This window comes from Methanoregula sp. (genome assembly GCF_041645475.1).
GTDB lineage: Archaea > Halobacteriota > Methanomicrobia > Methanomicrobiales > Methanospirillaceae > Methanoregula.
The window spans coordinates 1-17,161 of the sequence record NZ_JBAZQA010000007.1; the positions used below are offsets into that span (position 1 = coordinate 1).

Annotated in this window: 15 protein-coding genes; 8 read left to right on the forward strand and 7 right to left on the reverse strand. The window is 47.2% G+C overall.

Going from position 1 to position 17,161, the window contains the following annotated elements; all coding sequences use genetic code 11:
• Nucleotides 1-82: 82 nt before the first annotated feature.
• Nucleotides 83-364 (reverse strand): transposase, encoded by a 282-nt coding sequence (locus tag WC598_RS07275; RefSeq protein ID WP_372960816.1) that lies wholly within the window; start codon nucleotides 362-364, stop codon nucleotides 83-85.
• A gap of 488 nt (nucleotides 365-852) precedes the next feature.
• Here WC598_RS07275 and WC598_RS07280 point away from each other — a divergent pair, with 488 nt between their 5' ends.
• The 5 genes from WC598_RS07280 to WC598_RS07300 all read left to right on the forward strand — a co-directional run bounded on the left by WC598_RS07280 (nucleotide 853) and on the right by WC598_RS07300 (nucleotide 7,507).
• Nucleotides 853-1,608, forward strand: a complete 756-nt coding sequence (locus WC598_RS07280) for a DUF5806 family protein (RefSeq protein WP_372960817.1) — start codon at nucleotides 853-855, stop codon at nucleotides 1,606-1,608.
• Nucleotides 1,605-2,021: a molybdopterin-guanine dinucleotide biosynthesis protein B gene (mobB, locus tag WC598_RS07285; protein WP_372960818.1), complete on the forward strand. Its 417-nt coding sequence runs from the start codon at nucleotides 1,605-1,607 to the stop codon at nucleotides 2,019-2,021. Before WC598_RS07280 ends, mobB begins: the two co-directional genes overlap by 4 nt.
• A 21-nt stretch (nucleotides 2,022-2,042) precedes the next feature.
• A complete protein-coding gene (gene glmM, locus WC598_RS07290) occupies nucleotides 2,043-3,404 on the forward strand; it encodes a phosphoglucosamine mutase (RefSeq protein ID WP_372960819.1) in 1,362 nt (453 codons plus the stop codon).
• 240 nt (nucleotides 3,405-3,644) lie between these two features.
• Nucleotides 3,645-7,211, forward strand: coding sequence for a hypothetical protein (locus WC598_RS07295; RefSeq protein WP_372960820.1), 3,567 nt, complete (start codon nucleotides 3,645-3,647; stop codon nucleotides 7,209-7,211).
• A gap of 2 nt (nucleotides 7,212-7,213) precedes the next feature.
• Entirely contained in the window at nucleotides 7,214-7,507 is a 294-nt protein-coding gene (locus WC598_RS07300; protein ID WP_372960821.1) for an acylphosphatase, read from the forward strand.
• Here WC598_RS07300 and cas1 read toward each other — a convergent pair.
• Nucleotides 7,491-8,420, reverse strand: a complete 930-nt coding sequence (gene cas1 / locus WC598_RS07305) for a CRISPR-associated endonuclease Cas1 (RefSeq protein WP_372960822.1) — start codon at nucleotides 8,418-8,420, stop codon at nucleotides 7,491-7,493. The genes WC598_RS07300 and cas1 overlap by 17 nt on opposite strands.
• Before the next feature lie 215 nt (nucleotides 8,421-8,635).
• Between cas1 and WC598_RS07310 the strand changes: the two genes are divergently transcribed.
• The 3 genes from WC598_RS07310 to WC598_RS07320 are packed head-to-tail and all read left to right on the forward strand — an operon-like array spanning nucleotide 8,636 to nucleotide 11,661.
• Nucleotides 8,636-9,925 carry a phenylacetate--CoA ligase family protein gene (locus WC598_RS07310; protein ID WP_372960823.1) on the forward strand — a complete coding sequence of 430 codons (1,290 nt, stop codon included), beginning with the start codon at nucleotides 8,636-8,638 and terminating at the stop codon, nucleotides 9,923-9,925.
• Nucleotides 9,922-11,223: a phenylacetate--CoA ligase family protein gene (locus WC598_RS07315; protein ID WP_372960824.1), complete on the forward strand. Its 1,302-nt coding sequence runs from the start codon at nucleotides 9,922-9,924 to the stop codon at nucleotides 11,221-11,223. The genes WC598_RS07310 and WC598_RS07315 overlap by 4 nt, the downstream gene beginning before the upstream one ends.
• A complete protein-coding gene (locus tag WC598_RS07320) occupies nucleotides 11,224-11,661 on the forward strand; it encodes an ACT domain-containing protein (RefSeq protein WP_372960825.1) in 438 nt (145 codons plus the stop codon).
• 3 nt (nucleotides 11,662-11,664) lie between these two features.
• Here the strand turns inward: WC598_RS07320 and WC598_RS07325 are convergent, their stop codons facing one another.
• From WC598_RS07325 to cobT, 5 genes are all read right to left on the reverse strand, one after another.
• Nucleotides 11,665-12,951: an orotidine 5'-phosphate decarboxylase / HUMPS family protein gene (locus WC598_RS07325; protein ID WP_372960826.1), complete on the reverse strand. Its 1,287-nt coding sequence runs from the start codon at nucleotides 12,949-12,951 to the stop codon at nucleotides 11,665-11,667.
• A gap of 314 nt (nucleotides 12,952-13,265) precedes the next feature.
• Complete coding sequence (locus tag WC598_RS07330; protein ID WP_372960827.1) at nucleotides 13,266-13,772, reverse strand: nitroreductase family protein; 507 nt, start codon at nucleotides 13,770-13,772, stop codon at nucleotides 13,266-13,268.
• A gap of 48 nt (nucleotides 13,773-13,820) precedes the next feature.
• A complete protein-coding gene (locus WC598_RS07335; protein WP_372960828.1) occupies nucleotides 13,821-14,867 on the reverse strand; it encodes a DUF3821 domain-containing protein in 1,047 nt (348 codons plus the stop codon).
• A 648-nt stretch (nucleotides 14,868-15,515) separates the two neighbouring features.
• On the reverse strand, nucleotides 15,516-16,079 hold the full coding sequence (locus tag WC598_RS07340; RefSeq protein WP_372960829.1) for a GMP synthase subunit A: 564 nt from the start codon (nucleotides 16,077-16,079) through the stop codon (nucleotides 15,516-15,518).
• Between the two features lie 37 nt (nucleotides 16,080-16,116).
• Nucleotides 16,117-17,127 carry a nicotinate mononucleotide-dependent phosphoribosyltransferase CobT gene (cobT, locus tag WC598_RS07345; protein WP_372960830.1) on the reverse strand — a complete coding sequence of 337 codons (1,011 nt, stop codon included), beginning with the start codon at nucleotides 17,125-17,127 and terminating at the stop codon, nucleotides 16,117-16,119.
• Nucleotides 17,128-17,161: the final 34 nt, after the last annotated feature.

The following is a 17,161-nucleotide window of genomic DNA, read 5'->3' on the forward strand; positions in this document are numbered from 1 at the left end:
TGAGTCAAAACGCTCGATCCATCGATCAGCTACTTCTCGCTTTATTGCTTCTCCGGCGTTCTAAACAGATTCTTTTTAGCAATTATGAAGTGATGATTCTCTCTTGAACCGGATTCAACCGCGTAAGCCCTACCGGTACATGATTCTCCAGAACAAGATACAAGGATCGCCAGTAATCCGCTGTCGATTCGAACGCTACCGATTCACAGTGCTCCGATTCAATCCAGTTGCGTAATTCAAGAAGTGATTCTGTTTTCTGTGATATTCTCCTCGTCTCACTCTTTCCTTCACGGTCGAGAATCGTTGCGACAAGAAATTTTTTGTGAACATCTATCCCACAAACTTTTCGTCTCTCTGTTGACATACTGATCCTGTGGGCAGCTAACTCCTGTACAACGGCAATTTCCCATTCGCGTTTTAGGACGCATTCGGGTGTACGGGAGGGACTACTTTCTACAACAGGATTTTGATCCTAAAATCCTCTCAGTCTTGGCTGCCCACAAGAAGGGATTTTATTTTACACAATTTTCATGCTTCGGGTGTGAACTCCCGTTCATGTGCGTTTCTACAATTTCTCATAGGGAAGGTTTTTTACAGAGCAAACAATTCCTCTTTCTGGAAAAATCTCAAGATCTGGAACTAAACCTATTTTAAACAGATATTCTCTTCAGAAAACCGAGCATTAGCGTGAGGCGCTAAAAAATCCCGAACATCAGAATAAATTTTCAGACCGAAAAATACTCGTACCCATCGATCCTTTATAAACAATAAACCACATAATGCTATACAAAACACGCCATTGATTCCGCAAATGCAAAAACCATAATAAACAAAAGATAAGGATGTATACCGATGGACGAGGGGAATATCCAGCAGGAAATTAATAAATATAAAAAATTCAAGAAAGTGGACGGCGCCACCTATCGGAAAGTAAACCACTTTTTACGGAAACGTACGTACATCACGGCACGAGAATGGGCACTTGCACGTTTATGCACGGACTTCCGGACATCCGGTGGGGCAGAGATGACCTTTATTGGCAAACATCTTCCTGAGCTTGTCCCATTTATGGAGGAAACCTATACCCCTCAGGCAGTAAACCAGGCCCGGACATCCTTTAAGAAAAAAGTGAGAAAAGCAAGTGCAACCTTTTTTTATGGCGCAATGTGCGGTTTTTTCACAACCGATGAACTTGACGATCTGCTGTTTGAAGCCAGCGAAGTTGCACGATTTCTCTTAGAAGTAGAGGGAACTACTCTGGATATCGATGACGAGATCGATATAGAAGATCGTATCACCACAGTAATGCGAAGTGTTGGGGAGGCTGCAAAAACCATTCTCAAGACACGGGGGGAGGATAATAACGTCTCGGCATCCGTAGTTATAACAGAGTTTCCCCATACAATAACCCGTTTGCCGGATCCAATGGATATCGGGCATCCAGATCCCACACAAAGGAACAATCAATCATCACTGCAATTGCCTGATGATAATGAATATTGTAAACTAAATCTTACAAATGAGTCTGCGATAGTACAGGATACACAAACAGATCAACAGAACAATAATCCCAACAAAAAAAGTGATGGGGGGACAGATCCATTATGAAAATTATCCAGGTTGTTGGCCGTTCAAATTCCGGTAAAACAACGTTTATCAAAAATCTGATTCCAGAACTCAGAAAACTCGGTACCGTTTCCGTAATAAAACATCTGGGAGATCATGATTTCTATCTTGAAGAGGGAAAAGACACAACCGGTTTTTTTGAGGCAGGTGCTGATATTTCAGTAGGTATCGATTCAAAAAAAACAGTCATTGCGCTGCGAAACACTGCACTGGAAAACACGTTACAGCTGCTGGAATACCAGGGAATGGATTATACGGTAATTGAAGGGTTCAAACAATATCCTTTCCCAAAAATCGTGATCGGCAATCTTGAGATTGAGAAATGCGTTCTCAGCAATCCCACCATCCACCAAGTTGTAGCCAATCTTGATCTTTTTGAAAACTTTCATGCATAAAGCACCATTGGGGAATTATCCATGACATCAATAAAAATGCAGAAACAGCTTTTCGGAACGAACGGTGTTAGAGGAGTCACAGGCAAGGAAATTACACCGGACCTCATGAACACTATAGGTCAGGCCCTCGGATCTATGAGGAAAGGGCAAATTGCCATAGGCAGGGATACACGGACCTCGGGGGAATCCCTCATCACAGCCATAAAAGCCGGCCTCCTCGCCATGGGATGCGACGTCATCGATTGCGGGATTCTTCCAACACCAGCACTCCAGTACCTTGTCAAAGAACACTTCGATGGGGGAGCTATGATCACTGCATCCCATAACCCCCCTGAGTATAACGGGGTTAAGATTATCGAGCCGGATGGAACCGAGATGGGGGATGAGGAAACAATCAAACTAGAAACACTGATTTTCAGCCGTTCTTTTCCATCCGTAAACTGGGAGGAGGCGGGCCAAGAAGCGAACGCACCCCACCTTATTCAGGAGTATTGCTCATCAATTTCAGGGTATTTCCCGGGTAACCCGGGAAAAGGAATGACCGTTGTGGCAGACCCCGGTTCCGGCCCGGCCTGTCTTACAACCCCCACGATCCTTACTGCACTGGGATGTACGGTTTTAACAATAAATGGCAAACTTGACGGAACCTTTCCCGGACGGCTCCCTGAGCCTTCAATTGAAGGGCTGATACCCTTATCCGAACTGGTCCTCAGCAGCGGAGCTGCATTTGGGGTAGCTCATGACGGGGATGCGGATCGGGCTGTATTCGTTGATGAAACAGGGAAATTTGTTGAAGAAGACCAGCAATTCGCCCTGATCGCCCAATATATCTGTCGAAAGAATAAGGGTATTGTCGTAACACCGGTCAGCACGGGGCAGATCGTCGAGATGGTAGTAACCGCTGAAGGGAGTTCGATAGTGTACACATCTGTCGGCAGCATCTATGTTGCCCGCACAATGCGTTCGCTGCTTGGGAATGGGGAAAACGTGGTTTTTGGTGGAGAAGGAAATGGTGGCTTGATCTTTCCCAACCACCAGTTTTGCCGGGATGGGGGCATGACGGCAGCAATGATGGTCTCCATCCTCTCTTCAACCGGTAAAAAACTGTCAGAGCTCATCAGTCAACTACCCAAAAGGTATGTCCTCAAGGATAAGATCAGAACCCCAAAGGGAAAAGAGATAATGGAAGCTATCAAGTCCGAATATTCCCAAGAAAAAACGGACCAGACAGATGGATTGAAGATTATCAGGGAAAGTTCATGGATTCTGGTGAGAGTATCAGGAACTGAACCAATAATCCGGATCATAGTTGATGCAGATGATCCAAAAAAAGGTCAGGCATTCCATAACGAAATCAAACAAAAGATACTGATATACGGATAAAAAAAAGATACGACACCCGGCATTTCTCACTAACAGCAACCTGAAATTTTTTTTATTCTATACAAGCCGACACACCTTCTGATCATAGCTGAACATAATATCATCAATGCGACGATATTTCATGAAAATCGCTAAATATTGCCCCGTATGCCTAAAATAAAAAAAATTGAGCCCGATTCTTATCAAAATATTTATTAATAATTTAATCTAATTCACAGTACCCAGTCATCAGAATTCTTTGTGAAAGATATGGTTCAGTCGAGTGAGATTCTTGAAAAACTCCAGCAAGCCCTTCCTAGTGAAATCTGGATGAACATCGAATCAACTATTCCAGATATTTCCTCAATCACTGGAAGGAAATCGCACAAAAATATCCTCATGGAAATAAACAGAATTATCATAGATACTTCGATAAAAAGCAATAACCCGACAATACTAAACATTCTCCCTGATATCTCTGACGATGAAGCCGAGAGTTTGTTCTCCCAAATCGTAAACCATTACATCAGCACAAAAGACACTCTCTGGTTTAAAGCGATTTTTTCGCTCTCAGAAAAAATGGGGAAGAAAAGCAACCAGTCCCGGATTTTTGCCGGGATTTCACGTGACCTCATAAATCATGGGGTATCCCAGCCCAATCCGCAATTCATTCATGACGGACTGGCAGTTCTGCAAGGGATCAGTTTTCGGAAATACCGATCTGAAATAATGATAGACATCATCCCACTTCTCATAGTTTGGGCAATCACAACCCGTGATAACAATTTGATCTACACATCCCTTGAACTGATAGAAGAAATCGGTGACATCTCAAAACGTGCAGTTCTTCATTCGGAACTTGCAAAAGCTCTTGCAACGATTGCCATTATCAATAAAGATCGGGCATCTTTTTTTGACAGTATCAACCAGGCAACAGCAATCCACCAGAAAAACAGAAGGCACGACTGTCTTGTCTTCATCATCGAGAAAGGATCCAAATCAATTTTTGGAAGAGAGATGACCGATGTGCAGCTCTTCATCACCAATTTCCAGAATGTCCCTCATGACGCATATCTTGAAATAATTGGTGCTCTCACAGAGCAGATGCTTGACAGGGTCAAAGATAAGAACCAGATCCTTGAAACACTCAGAATACTCTGTCAAAAAGATCCTTCCGTTACAGAAATCATCATTGTCAATCTTTTGAAGAAGGCCGAGAGGTCGGGAGATCTCTGGTTCCTATCGTCTGCACTGGATTTACAGCAGCATCTGCTTAAACCGGAAGCTTATCCCGTCAGAGAGTTGGTGCGTGCCGGAATATCAGTTGCCAACAATTCAAAGAATATGCAGGTTTTACTCGATCTCGTCCCACTGATCAGTAAAAATGAGGATTCGGCGGTATCATCCCGTATTTACCTGCAATTTTCACAGATAATGCTCATTTCCAATGATTTTATTTCTGCATTGTCGGTATTTGAAAAAATTTGCCGGGCAATGGAGGGCACCCCACTCTATGCTGACACCCTGACGCACCTGATTAAAAAGGGTGTTCTGAATGACAGGGTACCCCAGATGAATGCTTCAGTTCTGACAAGAAACAATCCTAAAATCGTTAATGCTGCAATTATACGGGCAATTGCTGATGTATGCAAGGAAGCCCCCACGGATGAGATTATTAACCACATCCCATCCATAATCGACCTTCTTACTCTTCACCCACGGCGGGATTACATACTACTTGAGAATATCACCATTCTCGTTGAACGAGGTTTTCTCGAGAATCATAATCCAGACATCCTTATCAATCTTGCAAATTCCATTCAGGATCAATCCATCAAAGAACGGGCGATCTCACTCATAGTAATCAAGATTGCCAAGATGGGTGTGCATGGAAGGAACCGGGACATGCTTCAAAGGGCAGTCGGGCTTACCTGTGCAATAGAGGGGCAAAACACCCGTTCAGCAGCATTAAGCAGTATCATCGACGAGGCAGCAATTCTTGCAGCACAGCAGGGAGACCTGGATCTCCTGTTACGCATGAAAGTCTGGAGCTCCGATCTCCTTGAACCGGATCTGGCAACCTATGCCCTGGCAAATATCATTGATGGAATAATAAAATATGCCATCAACCAGCAGTCCGTAGGAGCCCTAGAAGAGGCCACCAGGATTGCAGATGAGATAAATGATCCACCACTAAAAACACAGTTGCTGGAAAAAATTGCCGAAGGATTCGTAAAAATAGGGTGTATTCTTTTACAGGATCCCCTCTACCCGACACGCGAAGGCCGGATCTCTTCGGTTCTTTACCCATTCGAATGCGGGATGGAAATTATTAAAAAGAACTGTAAGTCCCACCAGATTTCTCTCAAAATTGCCTGTTTTATTGATATCATCTTATCCTATTCAGAATCAAGCGAAAATCCTGATTACACCATCATACTGGCATTGTATGCATCCAACATTGCCAATGTGTACGAGCGGGATGCTATGATGGCCCGGATAATCTCCTGCATGCGGGACAACATACCTCACACCGGATCAACAGACCCATACGAGATAATGGCGAATCATCTTTTCAGGAATGATATCGCAAAAACAAATGCCGTGGTATTCAAACTGCTTTATCAGAATATTCAAAAAATTTGTGATCCATTCGTCCGGTTTTCAGGATTGTGTAATCTTGCAGACTGGGCAATAGAACGGGGTGACCGGGAATGCGCACAACAGTTGCTTAACCAGATTCATAACAATCTTGGCATTCTGTCTACCGAATACCAGAAAATACTAATTCTCGCTGATATGGCAACAATCTATTCCATAATCGCTCCAGAAATTGCTTCTGGTTACCTGAACCAGGGTATTGAGCGGTTGGACTTGGCTGAACCGGAAAAATCTTCGGAGGTGAGACGACAGATCGTTTTATCGATTGTTCGGCTTAACTCGGTGGTCCCCGATAATCAATGGAATCGGATTGCTCTGGATATTATCCAGGAGATTACCGATCCCATAGAATACATCAGTTCACTGGTTGCAATCTACACTCTGTTCAGTCATGATAAGGAGCAGTGTAATGAACTCCTGATCATAATGACAAATGCAACAGAAAAAATTCAATCCCCCTATGAAAGAGCATCAACAATTCTGAGCCTGGTCCCGCTCGCCCTCCAGAACGATAACATAGATATTTCATTAGCCCTTCTTGCAATCGCGGAATCACAATCCGAAAAGATCAACATCCAGTATATCGCGGACATCATCCGGGAAAATATGACCCAGATTTATCTTGTACTTTACCAGAAACACAAGGATAAAAAAATTCTTGATCTCGCAGACAGGATAATATTCGCAATTGATAATGACGAAGTCCGAATTCATCATCTCCATCAAATCGGAAAGCGAGAGCCTGTTGACGAGAACACAAGGTATATGAAAATTAAGATGCTTTCGGAAAAAATTGTACGCGATAATTCCTATACCAGTCAGATTACTTCCCTTGAACACCTTGTCCGATCTGTAGCTGACCGGGGCAAGGAATCACTCTTTTTCTGCGATCTTGCTATCTTTTTTAAGAGAGCGGGTGAGGGAAAGCTTGCTCAAAGGATGATTCACGCGGCAATAAAAGAGGCCAGAATTATCCGGCCACTGTCCCGCAGGTCCTATGTTATGTGCGATATCGCATTGAAGATCTATGCATCCGGTAACGATGATACGGCACATGAAATTCTCGATTATGCCATAGATTCCGCAACCAACATCCGTATGGCATCAGTACGCGAGGAAGTATTTGACGAGCTGGGACTTGCGATAAAAATCATGCAGGGGATGTAAGGGTGAAATCCGTTGAGATACTTATTACCGGAAGAGTTCAGAAAGTCGGGTTCCGGGCATGTGTCCGGCGAATTGCAACTGATTTAAACGTGACAGGGACCGTCATGAACCTCTCGGATGGAAGAGTCCAGATCTATGCAACCGGAGAGCTAATGATCCTTGAAAAATTTGTCTCAATGGTCTACGGGTGTCCACGGGCAGTTATCCGGGATGTACATATCGAGGAAATCCCCCTGAAAAATTTTACCGATTTTTCAGTCATTAAAAGTGAGGGCAGAGTCAGTACTGCACTCTGAATTCAGCATTATTTTTCATGGAATTGCAAAAATCAGAGACATGTTCATTGATTTTTTCGGCATTGATTGTTGTATAAAAGAGATCAATCATCTTCCGGATGAGATCGTCTGATAAAATACAACGGCTCACCGTCAGTTCAAAGTCGGCGGGGTTCAGGTCATTTTTTGCAATCTGGAACACAAACCTGTCAACCATTTCTGATTTCATTGGCTCAATAAGATCCTGAACAAGGCTTCCTCTCCCATCATGTAACAGCCCGATATCCGGATCCAGAAACGCACCAATAACAGATACGGAACACGCACCATAGAGCATTGCATATCCAAATGACAGCATCGCATTCACCGGATCAGTATGTGGCCGATCAGTCCGTCTCCGGAATCCCCAGTCGGGGGGGAGATCACGGGCCATGATCTCATAATACATATCGGAGGTCATGCGGTGAAGGCGCCGGATTTCGTCCAGTTTGATTAAGTATACCAGCTCTTCCTGGGCATTTTTCAAGAATTCCAGTTCACCCTCATAAAACAGGTTCGTGTTGTGTCCTTCCTGAACCCGGGTGATCGATAATAATCGTGAACGAATGGAGCCCTCTGCAATGGCGATAGCATACCGGTGACGGGGGATGCTCTGCTGAAGAGTGTGGAGTTCCGTCATGCCATGACCTCCAAACGGCTGGATGACACCCACCGGCGATCCATCTGGATCGAAAAAAGAAATGAACACTCCTTTTTTCACGAGCTGGGAGACCGTTGTCGAATTAATAGTATGTCCCCCAACAATGAGAAGATGGGTAAAACCATCGATAGGATAGGTTTCAGTGGCATTCTTTTTCTGCACTATGAGTTGCTTCTGGGTGGATTTTATGTGGGCGCCGAAACCAGTAACAGGCAGCCATGAATAATTCGTCACTATTAACCCCAAAAAACCGATCCGGTCTATCTATTTACTATCACACTTCGATTGATTAATTCATCGTTTTGAGCGATCAAAAGACATCTTTTTTTACATAGGAATACGGGTATATTTTGACGAAGTTTATTATAAAAAAGTCCATTTCGGTGATTATAAACCGTTTGAGACGTAATTAGTATATTTGTCATGCATTAGCATAACAAGGGTGGCAGATGTACTGGAATGAGAAAATAGAGACCCTGAAGCCTGATGCCTTATCTGCTCTCCAGCTCAAACGGCTGAAAAAAACACTGAGCCTGGCACAGAATCTTGATTTTTACCGCAAACAATTCAAAAATGCAGGTATCCAGAAAACCTCAATAAAAACCCTGGATGATATTACAAAAATCCCCTTCACCAGGAAGCAGGATCTCAGGGACGGGTACCCGTTTGGTTTTTTTGCAGTGCCCCTTAAACAAGTGGTCCGTATCCATACAACCTCCGGAACAACGGGAAAACCTACCGTTGTCGGATATACCCGGAAAGATCTCGATACATGGTCGGACCTGATTGCCCGTAACATGACAATGGTTGGCATAACGGATGAAGACATCTTTCAGAACATGGTAAACTATGGCATGTTCACGGGGGGTCTCGGATTCCACTACGGGGCAGAAAAAATCGGTATGACCGTTATTCCCAGCGCAACGGGCAATACGAAACGCCAGATCGAGATGATAAACGATTTCGGAGTTACAGCAATCCATTGCACACCCAGCTATGCCATGCACCTGTCAGAAGTAGCTGAAGAGATGGGCACATCCCTTGACAGTCTGAAAACGGGAATTTTCGGTGCAGAATCGTGGTCAGAGAGCACCCGGAAAGCCCTGGAAAACCGACTGGGACTCACGGCATATGATTCCTATGGGTTAAGCGAACTTTTCGGCCCAGGGGTGGCATTTGAATGCCCTGAGCGGGACGGCCTCCATATCTGGCATGACAGTTATCTGGTTGAGATCATCGATCCAAAGACCGGAGAACACGTTGCAGACGGGGAACGCGGGGAAATGGTCGTAACTCCCCTGGTAAAAGAGGCAATGCCCCTCCTGCGGTACCGGACCGGGGATATCACGATGCTGATGGAGGACGGTTGCCTGTGCAGGAGAGGGAAAAAGATTGCACGGATTACCGGGAGGAGTGACGATATGCTGGTCATACGGGGAATCAATGTCTTCCCATCGCAGATAGAGCACGTCCTGCTCAGGATTCCGGAAGTAGGTAATCAATTTATGGTATATATCGACAGAATTAATCATCTGGACGAGATGACCGTCGAAGTAGAGATCAACCGTGACTCATTCAGCGGGGAACTGGCAGATCTCACCAGGCTCCAGAAAAAAGTGGTCAAAGAACTCCGTGATACCCTTGAATTACGGACAACAGTAACCCTCGTGGAGCCGGGATCGCTTCCCAGGTTTGAAGGAAAAGCAAAACGAGTTATTGACAGGAGAGAGGCAGAATGACCTATTGGGACCCGCGAATTGAAACGATTCCCATGACCGATCTCAAGAAAAAGCAGTATAAACTACTGAAGAGTCTTGTATACCGGCTGTATAGTTTTTCACCATTTTATCATGACCGCATGAAGGAGCAGAACGTGCATCCCGACGACATACGGGACATTTCTGATGTAAGGAAACTCCCCTTCATGTTCAAACGGGATCTACGAGACAATTACCCTGACAAACTCTTTACTGCCTCGCAGGAAGAACTTGTCAGGTACCACGTATCCTCGGGAACTACGGGGAAACCAACCGTTGTCGGATATACCCAGAACGATATAGATGGCTGGTCAACCTCGCTTGCCCGGGGCCTTACGTCAATAGGTCTTGGCAGGGGAGACATCATTCAGGTAAGCTATGGATACGGACTGTTCACTGGTGGACTCGGGCTTCATTACGGTGCCGAGCGGATCGGGGCTACCGTTTTACCCACCAGCGTTGGGAATACGGAGCGCCAGATCGAGCTTATGCAGGACCTGAAAGCCACAGCCATTGCCTGCACACCGTCATACCTTCTCCATATCGGGGAAGTGGCAGAGAAGATGGGGATCAGCATCAAAAACGACACCTGCCTTAAGGCGGGGATCCTGGGTGCGGAACCCTGGACGGAGAGCATGCGTACCCGGATTGAAGACTGGCTGGGGATCAAGGCATTCGATATTTACGGTACCAGCGAACTTTCCGGCCCGATGTTCACGGAATGTGCCGAACAACAGGGTTTCCACATCTGGTCGGATCTCGCCCTTGTCGAGATCATCGATCCAAAAACAGAGGAGCCACTTGAACCGGGAGAGAAAGGGGAGGTTACCGTGACCATGCTCCAGAAAGAGGCACTCCCCATGATCCGGTACCGCATCGGGGACATCTCCTCCATGGAGGAAGAGGTCTGCGCCTGCGGAAGAACCCACCCAAGAATCCAGCGCATTCAGGGACGGGTAGACGATATGCTGATCATCAGAGGCATCAATGTCTTCCCATCGCAGATAGAACACACACTGATGACCATTCCCGAGGTTGGGCAGCACTTCCAGATTGTAGTTGAGCGCAAAGGTGCCCTTGACGACATGCTGGTACGGGTTGAACTCAACAAGGAATCCTTCAGCGACAAGATCAATGATCTCATGCAGGTACGGCGAAATGTCGAACACCGGCTCAGGAACGCATTGAACGTGAACGCTGAGGTGGAACTGGTTGAACCTGGTTCATTACCACGATTTGAAGGGAAATCAAAAAAAGTCATAGACAAGAGGTCGATGTAAATGGACACACAGAAATTCGTGATTAAACAGATCTCAATCTTCTCTGAAAACCGCCCGGGAAGGCTTGCAGCTATTGCCCATGCTCTCGGGGAGGAGAAGATCAACATCCTGGCATTCAGCATTGCCGAGGCAAACGGTTTTGGCGTAGTCAGGGCACTTGTAGATCATCCGGAGAAAGCTCATGACAAACTCCAGTCATTGGGGTTCAATATCGCATTCACCGAGGTTATCGCAGTTAAAATGAAAGATAAACCCGGCGGGCTTTATGAGGTTGCAAAGATTTTAGGAGACGCCGGAATCAACATTGAGTATTCTTATGCATACTCAGGAAAGGAGGGGGCGGTACTCATCCTCAGGGTTGACCATGTCGAGGATGCAATCAAAAAGATAAAAAATTCCGGGGCCGTCCTTCTGGAAAAGTCAGGGTTTCACGGATAATATTCATCGTTTTTCCCATTTTATCAGTTCCGAAACCTCAGACAACGTACTGCCCCGCCGGATCTCTTCCCGGATCCGTTCCTCAGTCTTCCTGACTTCAAGAGCCCGCCGTGCTACCTCATACGCACGCACTGCAGGAATGACAACCACGCCACTCTCATCACCAATAATCCAGTCCCCGGGGGATACCTGCTGCCCGCAGCACCGGATCTCGGAATTGATCTCGCCAAAACCTTTTGGCTCGCCGGCATTGGGTACCACGGCTTTTGCAAAGAGCGGGAATTTTATTGCCCGGATATCATCCACATCCCGGACTGCACCATCGATGACAACCCCGCTGATCCCCTTGCTCACGCAGCTCAATGTGGCAAGCTCCCCCCACGGGGCTATATGAGTGCACCCATCATTGTTAATGACAATAACATCCTGCTTTTGAGCAAGATCTATCGCTTCAACCGGCTTTGCCCAATCTCCGGCTACCGTCTGAACGGTTACGGCTTTCCCAACCATTTTCACGTTGCCGGATATAGAGATGAGATCCTGCATGGCACCTTTCCGGTGCATTGCGTCGGTAACGTTCGGGGAGGAGACCTGCATCAGAAGAGCACGAATCTCTTCGTCCCGGGAACGCTTTTCCATCTGCAACAGGGAGGGGGCGTCCATCTCCACCCTGATCAACCGTGTAGATTCAGTCACATTCGCGGATCGGACAATCCATCCCCCGACAATGACAATGTCTGCACCACAATGGATAGCCTGTCCGGCGGTTGTTGCATCAATGCCACCCGCTACAGCTAGAGTGACATGGACCTGATCGGACAAAGTTGTCAGAAGATCGATTGATTTCTTCCCGATCATCTGCTGATCGATTCCCACATGGGCACAGATAATGTCGACACCCATCGATTCCAGCTGGCAGGCGCGGGATACAGGATCTGCAACATTGATCAGGTCTGCCATCAACCGTGTCCCGTAGAGACGGGATGCTCGGACCGCTTCTGCAATAACAGAATCGTCAGCATCAGCAAGAATGCAGACGATATTTGCGCCCGCTTTTGCCGCCATCTCAACTTCTATGGCCCCGGTATCAGCAATCTTCATGTCTGCAACAATGACGGAACCCGGAAACTGATCCCGAATAGCCCTTATCGCCGTCATACCCTCGCTCTTGATGAGAGGGGTTCCTGCTTCGATCCAGTCAGCCCCGCCATCAAGAGATTCTTGTGCGATCTGCAAAGCCCGTTTAAGTTCAAGGAGATCCAATGCCACCTGCAGGACCGCTTTTTTCATGATCAGTGATCTGATGTGCCACAGGTTTAATAATTGCGAGTGGGTTTTATGAGATTTTCAGAACTAAAACCTGCTTCCAGTTACCAAGACTTCCAATCTTGAGTGATTATCCAGTAACCCAATCGCAGCTGCATATAGTACTTCATCGGAAGAGCAGACAGACCCATCCACCAGAAACGATAACGTAAGTGATACCGGATAACCGGGAGTCAAACAGGAGGAAGGAGGAGATAGCGCATATACTGAATTATCACCAGGTTTTCTTTGTCAACAAAACACAGGGAATCTGAATGAAGGATAAAAGCATTCAAAAATTATTTTTCCTCGTATTTTTCAGCAAATACGAGTTTATTCATGGGCTTTTTCGGTGTAATCGGGACTTCTGCCGGATATCCTACCGCGACAAGGGACACCAGGGTATATTTTTCCGGAACCGCAAGGAGTTCCCGCACCGGATCTGCATAGGGTTTTTTGTTGCCGGCTACCCAGCAGGAACAGATACCATATGCCTGGAGTGCAAGAATGAGGTTCTCCGTGGCAGCACACGCATCCTCAAGATAATAGGTCTCCTGCGTCTCACCAAAAACCGCAAAACACGCTGCGGAATCTGCAATAAATCTCCCGTTCTCGGCAAGTCCGGCAATTTTTGCAAGGGTTTCTTTCTGTTTTACCACAACAAAGACATAGGGCTGGTGGTTCATTGCAGTCGGGGCATGCACGGCACATTCCAGCGCGTCCTGAATTGCCTTGTCATCAACAGGATCTGATTTGAACTTCCGTACACTATGCCGCGACCTGATTATGGTGGTGACTATGTTCATACACCGGAATAGGGAATAAGGAGAGATAAAAATTGGGGATGAATGAGATCAATTTCTCTTAAAATACACAATTGCACCGATTATGAGGGAGATGCCGGCAAGGGCTGATCCAAAACCGGGGGTTTTCGTTGGTGCGGGAGTGACCGGGACTGAAGTCACGGGACTGGTAGACTCAGCGGTTGGCGGTACGGTCGTCGGCGGTTGCGTGGGTACCGTTGTCTGGAGGGTAGTTTTTATTGTAGGAGGGCTTGTAACCGGAATCGTTGTTGCACGGGTAGTGGGTATTGTTGTGGCAGTGGTTGCCTGTGCGGTTGTCTGCACGTTTCCACCAATAAGGGGATTTTGATCCTGATTCACAAAACTGATTTTCTGGGTAACCGTTTTCCCGGTCTGCTCGTAGTTGTCTTTCATCAGATTCGTATTGCATTCTGCCCAGACCGTGTACGATCCGGGAGCGTAATTTGCACGGTTCCCAGTGTCCCAGATGGGGTTGGTGTATTGCGGAGTTGTTGTGATCGGGATATTAACGATAGACTGGGAGATTCCGCTAGCATCGATCAGGGCATTATAAATCCCGCCACTGGGTGGCTGAACCTTGATAGTCATCGTAGCTGCAGCACCCCGCTGGGATGAGATCTGCGCAAGGTTCGTTTCAATCCTGAAACGGAGCACATCCCCGCTTGGAACCCAGTTATTCATATTCTGGACATCTGCACCCGTGGTGGTATCTTCAACATGAATATTGATCTGTGGATCCGCAACAATAAAGGCAGAACCATCTGAATTTCCCTGACTGTCAAGCCGGTTCCAGGTTCCGGTATAACCGGAGAACTGTGAGGGGCTGACCGCAAACGAATTCAGTTGTGAAGCGACATTGATGGTTTTTGAGGGTGTGGAGCTCCGTACATCAGCACCGGAAGCCCACCATCCGATGCTGGTATCCGGACCCATTGCAGCGGAGATGTCAAGCCCCTGTTCACCAATAAAAACGGTATTTCCCTGGTTGACCGTGATAATTGCTCCTTGGACGGCCCCAATCAAAAATAGGGAGCCGATGAGCAGAAGACTAGAGAACTGGCCACGCTTAATCTGCATAATCATCGTATTTCGTTTCAATATTTATAACTAACAAGTTGTGAAAACTGCCCGCAGGCATTCAGGAACCATTCAGATCAAATGCAGATTTTTGATTGCAATCGAGCTCCGGCAAAAAAATTTCAATCACCCCCTCAGCCCCTGCTTGAAATTTTTCAATCAGCCCTTGACTGATCGGCCGGACGGCTCACGCCGAAAAAAATAATTTGTTGTTGGATAATTATCCTACAAACGGATAATTATCCTATTGTAGGCAGGTTTACTAACACTCTTTGATCGCGATCAAAAAAATTTCAGCGGATCGTGATTGAAAAAAAACCTGTTACGGATTCCGTAGAAGGATCCTGATATGCGTATTGGTTGCCGGATCCGTAAAAAAACGGGATTGCAATCTCACCCCGCTCTGTTATCCGGTACGGTTTCTCCTGCATTGCCACTTCCGGTACCGCTTCCAGAACAAGTCATGCCTCACCGGGGGTCCGCGTAAGTGTCGGGAGTGCCATGTAAGGCCGAAGGTGAGCCGAGCCCCGTACCATTCTCCAAAGGGAGTGTGTCGTACCGGTTTTTTTTCACTGGTACCAAACGCACATAAGAACTAGACAAAGACCGAGGGAATTCTGGCAAGGTCTCTGCAGAGATCAAAAAAATTCAGACCGGGTTCTCAAGGATGATTCTGTTGAAATTTTCAAAGACGCGCTGCCCTTCAAAGGTATGGCTCACTTCAGGATGCCATTGCAGGCCATAGATCCGCTTTTCCGGCCATGCAATGGCTTCCGCATTGCAGATGTCCGAACGGGCAAGGCAGGTGAACGGGGAGGGGATCTGCGAGACTTCATCGGCATGGGATGCCCAGACATTGATCTTCGAAGGATAGCCATTCAGAATGTTGTCAGGCTCACAGATTTCCACCTCAACCGGCCCATACCCGCCGCTGTGTCCCTGGTGGACGTTCCCACCGAATTTCATTGCTATGATGTGGAGCCCGAGACAGATCCCAAGCACCGGAAGACCAAGATCGAGATACTGAGGGCAATTGCCAGCCCGTTCTATCGCAGGGCCCCCGCCGAGAATTATCCCCCTGCACTCCTCCCCGACCTGCTCCGGGGGCATGGTGTTCGGGATCATCGCAGCTTCGATCTCCAGATCCCGAAGAGCCCGGTGGATCAGGTGATTGAATTGCCCATAATTGTTGACAACATAGATGGGTAGCATTATCCTTAAGATTTGTACTGGGGTACTATAAGCCTGTTCAACTGTAGGCACTCACCGATGTGAGAATCTTATTACGGATCTCGTCGGCAGAATGGCCGGTGAGATGAGCAAGACACATGGCCCCGCCAGCCCCCATTCCTTCCTTCACTTCACCAATGCAGTACCGGGCAAGACCCGAATGACCCAGAGCACCAAAATCCGGATCAACATAGATCATTTCAACACCCATTTTGTCGGCAAGAGCCGGAACATTGGCCGAAGGATCATCCCGGACATATGCCGTTGTGACAACCGTGGGAAGGGTGCCCCCCATTGCTTTTATGACCGCACAAACGGCAAGCATCTGGGTCCCGCCGGCAAGGAGAAGGTTGCCGGTATAGCTCTTCACGATTCCCGCCGCAACCGGCATCATCGGATCCCCTGCATACCTGACAATGTCAAGGGGCGTGCTCAGTCCCGCATCCCGGATCCGTTCCAGCGCAACCCGGCAGATCTCCTCCTTCAGTGTAACGGGATTATTTGCAAAACTGCTACTGACGGCTGCATTATAGCCGAGCGAACGCAAAACGCAGAGTGCGGTGGTCGTCCCACCCGGCACACACTCGCCGAGAACCAAAAGATCACTCATATCCGAAAGAATCTCTCCCATCATCACACCCCGGGAGAAAAGATCGCTGGCGCGGGGAACGGCCTCACCGAACCGGGGATCTCCCCCCACGTCGCCATAAACATCAAAACAGGGAACCGTCGGGGGATGACGCAGGCCTGCATTGATGAACAGCGGCCGGATACCGGACAATTCCATCATCGCCCGGGTAATGGATGCCGGCGTCGGACAACCCGTTGGGGTATTTGGCTTCATGGGGAAACTCGTAATGGCACCACGGGTTACCAGTTCGGCATCGAGTACCGGGGTCCACAGAGTTCCTTCAGGAGTAGGCCCTGCCCCGGAGATTCCCGGTACGGTCGAAAGGAGTGTATTCCCAAGGATACCGCAGAAAAGGGGTTTGGTAAATGCAATATCGGGCAGTCGGGATAAGAAACTCATAACTATCCACACATAGATCGCCATTCTTTTACTT

Bases quoted from the DNA above. Each gene is read 5' to 3' on its own strand.
- WC598_RS07280 (WP_372960817.1), top strand. From the start codon at position 853: ATGGACGAGGGGAATATCCAGCAGGAAATTAATAAATATAAAAAATTC.
- glmM (WP_372960819.1), top strand. From the start codon at position 2,043: ATGACATCAATAAAAATGCAGAAACAGCTTTTCGGAACGAACGGTGTT.
- cobT (WP_372960830.1), bottom strand. From the start codon at position 17,127: ATGAGTTTCTTATCCCGACTGCCCGATATTGCATTTACCAAACCCCTT.
- WC598_RS07275 (WP_372960816.1), bottom strand. From the start codon at position 364: ATGTCAACAGAGAGACGAAAAGTTTGTGGGATAGATGTTCACAAAAAA.
- WC598_RS07315 (WP_372960824.1), top strand. From the start codon at position 9,922: ATGACCTATTGGGACCCGCGAATTGAAACGATTCCCATGACCGATCTC.
- WC598_RS07335 (WP_372960828.1), bottom strand. From the start codon at position 14,867: ATGCAGATTAAGCGTGGCCAGTTCTCTAGTCTTCTGCTCATCGGCTCC.
- WC598_RS07310 (WP_372960823.1), top strand. From the start codon at position 8,636: ATGTACTGGAATGAGAAAATAGAGACCCTGAAGCCTGATGCCTTATCT.
- WC598_RS07340 (WP_372960829.1), bottom strand. From the start codon at position 16,079: ATGCTACCCATCTATGTTGTCAACAATTATGGGCAATTCAATCACCTG.
- WC598_RS07330 (WP_372960827.1), bottom strand. From the start codon at position 13,772: ATGAACATAGTCACCACCATAATCAGGTCGCGGCATAGTGTACGGAAG.
- mobB (WP_372960818.1), top strand. From the start codon at position 1,605: ATGAAAATTATCCAGGTTGTTGGCCGTTCAAATTCCGGTAAAACAACG.
- WC598_RS07320 (WP_372960825.1), top strand. From the start codon at position 11,224: ATGGACACACAGAAATTCGTGATTAAACAGATCTCAATCTTCTCTGAA.
- WC598_RS07325 (WP_372960826.1), bottom strand. From the start codon at position 12,951: ATGAAAAAAGCGGTCCTGCAGGTGGCATTGGATCTCCTTGAACTTAAA.